This is a genomic window from Lacisediminimonas sp. (assembly GCF_030645335.1).
Classification (GTDB): Bacteria; Pseudomonadota; Gammaproteobacteria; order Burkholderiales; family Burkholderiaceae_D; genus Lacisediminimonas.
In genome coordinates this window covers 1-4289 of the sequence record NZ_JAUSNH010000106.1, presented here as the reverse complement: position 1 = coordinate 4289, position 4289 = coordinate 1, and the positions used below count along the sequence as shown (strand labels likewise).

Annotated in this window: 3 protein-coding genes; all 3 read right to left on the bottom strand. The window is 61.6% G+C overall.

Annotated elements, in window-relative coordinates:
* Positions 1-366: 366 nt before the first annotated feature.
* Positions 367-954 (bottom strand): histidine phosphatase family protein, encoded by a 588-nt coding sequence (locus tag Q7T64_RS07500; RefSeq protein ID WP_304793687.1) that lies wholly within the window; start codon positions 952-954, stop codon positions 367-369.
* 5 nt (positions 955-959) lie between these two features.
* The gene (locus Q7T64_RS07495; RefSeq protein WP_304793684.1) at positions 960-1940 is read right to left on the bottom strand and encodes a tripartite tricarboxylate transporter substrate binding protein; all 981 of its coding nucleotides are present in this window, start codon (positions 1938-1940) and stop codon (positions 960-962) included.
* Between the two features lie 296 nt (positions 1941-2236).
* The coding region (locus tag Q7T64_RS07490) for an error-prone DNA polymerase (RefSeq protein ID WP_304793680.1) at positions 2237-4289 on the bottom strand (2053 nt) is incomplete at its 5' end.

Genomic DNA, 4289 nt, shown 5'->3' with positions numbered 1-4289 from the left:
ATCTCATTGTTTCCGTCGCACACTCCAGTCCGCTGCTTCTAAAGTGTGATTAGCGTCTCCACGGGTAAAACACTAAGGAAAGTAACTGTAGCGGGTTGGCTGATCCACTGAGAAAACTCACGCCTTGCCGATTTCCGAAGTGAAACGAAAAATCAACGTGATCGAGAGCCCGAATCGAGTTGCCTTTCGAGGCGCGGTTAGCCAAATGGGTTTTAGCGTTTTTTCTTTGGTGACTTTCTTTTTGGCGCCGCCAAAAAGAAAGTCACGCGCCCGCGGGGGCGCACACCCCGCTTAACACCAAAAAAACAAAACCCGATTATAAAAAACGAAGCAATTAACCAAAAACACCCGATTTAAAAACCCGATCTAATCCACCCGCAACCGCCCCACCACCACCAATCCCCCACCCGCCCCCACACCAGCCACCACCATCTCCCCCATCCCGACAGAAACCCCCGTCAACCGACGAATATTGACCTCATGCGTCACTAGCACCCGGTTGCCCCCACCCGCAGTCCGCGCGCTCAACGCAACGCGTAGCGCCCGCAACTTTTCATCGTCTGATCCCTCAGGATCATTGAACATCGAATCCAGCATCGCCATCGGCTGCACCCGCCCAAACGCCAGCCGCGCAGTATCCAGGCAACGACACCACCGACTCGACCAGACATCGGACACCACCACCCGACGATCACGCAATACCTGGCCGATCTTCCGCGCCGATTCACGCCCCGCAGCAGACAAGTTCCGCTGCGTCCTGCAGTCATCCTTGCGAAACCCGGCCGGATCGCCAATCCCCGGCTCCGTCGCCGCATGCCGCATCAGCACCACCTGATTGCCCGCAGCCAGCGCAGCCCAGGCCGGCTCATCGGCAGCCAGTGCCGGCTGCAGCACCAACGCGCCGCAAGCCAGCACAAGCAACGACAACAACACACCCCGCAGCCAGGTTCGCATGACAATCAAGCCGGCTTCGACAAGCCCAGACTCTCTATCGTTTCCTTCTCGGCCTGGTAAGTCTCTCGCGCAAATTTGGTATAGCCCTCGCTATCGAGATAAATCACCGACTGGTCGAATTTTTCAAGCGTGGCAAGCACCGCAGGATCGTCCAGCGTCTTGCGCAGCGCATCGTTCAAGCGCCGGGTCAGCGCCGGGTCCATCCCTTTCGGTCCGGCCACGCCGAACGGCGAATCGGACACGGTCGCATACCCCAGTTCCTGCAAGGTCGGCACATTCGGCCAGCGCTTGGTGCGTTTGCTGCCGTAGGTCGCCAGCAAACGCATGCGGCCGGCATCGACATTCGGTCCCCAGCCGGTGGCGTCGCTATGCGACATCACATGGCCGCCGAGCACCGCCGTCATGCCATCGGCATTGCCCTTGTACGGCACATGCAAGAGCTTGATGCCGGCGCGCTTGGCGAACTGTTCGACTGCCAGGTGCGGCGTCGTGCCGGTACCGGTAGAACCATACGAAAACTTGCCCGGATTGGCTTTGGCGTAATCGACCAGGTCCTTGATGCTGGTGATCGGCGAATCGGCACGCACGACCAGCCCGAAGGTATAACCGGTCAGGCAGGCAATGTAGGTAAAGTCCTTCAGCGGATCGAACGTGACCTTTTGCATGTGGGGCAAGCGGAATACGCCCAGCGGAATTTGCGACAGCGTGTAGCCGTCCGGCTTGGCGTTCACCAGTTCCTGTGCGCCGAGTATGCCGCCCGCGCCCGGCTTGTTTTCGATCAGCACGGTGCCGCCAAGCTGCTTGCCCAGGCTTTCGGCGAAGGCGCGCATCACGGCATCGGTCGAGCCGCCGGCGGGCCACGGGCAGATCAGGCGTATCGGGCGATTGGGATAGCCCTGCTGGGCGATGGCGGGTAAGGCAAGGACGGCGCCAGCGGCAGCCGTGGTCCTCAGGAAGTCACGGCGGCTGAAACGGGGATTGTTCACTGGCGTCTCCATTTTTTAGAATCGAACGAGTGTTCGTTTCGGGCCAGTGTATCGACTCCTCGATAGTGTGTAAATATGCTGCAGCAATGGCGCGAACTTGTCGTCCCGGAGCGGGTCGGAGCGATGTTGGTTGTCTTTTACAGGAGTGGGTAATGCGAAAAATGATACTGATGGCGGTTGCCGGATATGTGTGGAAAAAATTACGCGCAAGAATGGCGGGCGGCGCGCGCACACGCTGAGCCTGGCATACCGGATTTGATACCGCCGAGGCGCGAGGCGTGGATCGCCTTGGTTTGTCAGCAGAAATCGCGGCTGCTGGTATCCAGCCGCCCCAGCATCCATGACAGGTCGACAAAACGCTTGGCGACCAGGTGCCGCACGCCGCGTTCGCTTTGCCAGACGCCGTAGACACCCAGCAACGCCGCGTCCAGCACCTCCCGACGCTGCTGCGCCACCAGCGCCGGCCAGACGATGACGTTGACCAATCCGCTCTCGTCTTCGATGGTAATGAACATCACGCCATTGGCCGTTCCCGGACGCTGGCGCATGGTGACGATGCCGCAGCCACGCGCCAGTTGCCCATTGGCGAAGGTATGCAACACCTCAGCCGGCAGGAAGCGCCGTTTGAGCAAGGCGCCGCGCAACAAGGCCAGCGGATGCCGGCCCAAAGTCAGTCCTAGCGAGCGGTAATCCTGCACGATATCGTCCGCCTCGGAAGGCGGCGTCAGTGCCAGCGCTTCTTCCCGGATCGTGGCAGGACGCAGCAAACCCTTGTCCGGCGTACCGGCCACGGCTTGCCACAAAGCCTGGCGCCGGTTGCCCGATAGCGCCACCAGGGCATTGGCCCCCGCCAGCACCTGCAAGTCATGCCGCGTCAACTGCGCGCGCAACGCCAGGTCCCGCACATCGGCAAAGTTGCGTATTGCACGCGCCTCCTCGATGCGCCAGCCGGCTTCCTGCTGCAGTGCGTTCACCATGTTCAGGCCCAGCCGTACTGCCGGCGCGCGGGTGGGGCCGGCTTCCAGCGTGGCTTCCCAATGGCTGGCGCAGACATCGACCGCATGCACCTCGACCCCATGCCGTCGGGCGTCCTGCACCAGTTGGGAAGGGCCATAAAAACCCATCGGCTGGCTATTGAGCAGCGCCGCCAGGAACGCCGCCGGATGATGCTGCTTGAGCCATGAACTGGCATACGCCAGCAAGGCAAAACTGGCGGCATGGCTCTCCGGAAAACCGTATTCGGCAAAGCCTTGCACCTGGCGAAAAATCGAATCGGCAAATTCACGGGTATAGCCGCGCTCCAGCATGCCATTGACCAGCTTCTGCTCGAAATCGCCCAGGCCGCCCTTGCGCCGCCAGGCTGCCATTGCGCGCCGCAACTGGTCGGCCTCGCCGGCGCTAAAGCCGGCGGCCAGCATGGCAATCTGCATCACCTGTTCCTGGAAAATCGGCACGCCCAGCGTGCGCGCCAGGGCTTTTTCCATGTCCGGGCTGGGGTAGCTTACGGGCTCCAGCCCCTGGCGCCGTTGCAGGTACGGGTGGATCATGCCGCCCTGGATCGGTCCCGGGCGAATGATCGCCACTTCAATCACCAGGTCATAGAAAGTGCGCGGCCGCATGCGCGGCAGCATCGACATCTGGGCCCGGCTTTCGATCTGGAACACGCCCACCGTATCGGCCTGGCAGATCATCTCGTAGGTTGCCGCATCTTCGGCCGGAATGTCCTGCATCTCGAACGGCTCGCCACGCTGTTCCGATACAAAGGCCAGCGCACGCCGGATCACCGACAGCATGCCCAGGCCCAGGATGTCGACCTTCAGCAAGCCCAGTGAATCCAGGTCATTCTTGTCCCACTGCACCACGCTGCGCTCTGCCATCGCCGCGTTTTCAATCGGCACCAGCCGCGACAATTTGCCGCGCGCGATCACAAAGCCGCCCGGATGCTGCGACAGGTGGCGCGGGAAGCCCATCAGTTTTTCCGCCAGGCCCCACCACTGACGTGCCAGCACCGAGTCCGGATCCATACCGTTTTCCACAAAGCGCTCCGCCAGCCCGGTCTTGCCGTCCCACCAGCGATGCGAACTGGCGATCTGGTCGATCACGCCGGCATCCACACCCAGCGCCCGGCCGACGTCGCGCAGCACGCTGCGCGGACGGTAGCTGATCACCACGGCAGTCAATGCTGCGCGCTCGCGGCCATATTTTCCGTAGATGTACTGGATCACTTCTTCGCGCCGCTGGTGCTCGAAGTCGACATCGATGTCGGGCGGCTCATTGCGTTCTTTGGAAATGAAACGCTCGAACAACAGGATGCCACGCGCCGGATCCACCTCCGTAATGCCCAGGCAA

Excerpts from the sequence above, each read along its gene's own strand:
- Q7T64_RS07500 (WP_304793687.1), bottom strand. The coding sequence starts at position 954 with ATGCGAACCTGGCTGCGGGGTGTGTTGTTGTCGTTGCTTGTGCTGGCT.